Raw genomic sequence first — 222 nt, forward strand, 5'->3', positions numbered from 1 at the left:
CTACAGCTCTATGTTTTGTAAAACTAGTTGATCCCTATAATATAAAAAGAGCACCCCTTTTTGGATGCTCTTCGTTATAACTATATATTATTTAATTTTCTTCATTTGTTGCTACCATTTTTCCTTCTTGAGAATCTGTACCTGTACCTTCTGTTCTTTCAACAGATTTTACATCTCCTTTAGATGCTGGCACTGCATCTTTAGGTACATCAAAGTTTTTTG

General features: G+C 32.9%; 1 pseudogene. It reads right to left on the reverse strand.

The features are described from left to right. Window positions 1-100: 100 nt before the first annotated feature. Window positions 101-222, reverse strand: a pseudogene (locus MR160_RS35230) (alpha-ketoglutarate permease); the annotation flags it as partial.

This window comes from Bacillus cereus group sp. BfR-BA-01382 (assembly GCF_022663475.1).
Lineage (GTDB): Bacteria > Bacillota > Bacilli > Bacillales > Bacillaceae_G > Bacillus_A > Bacillus_A thuringiensis_S.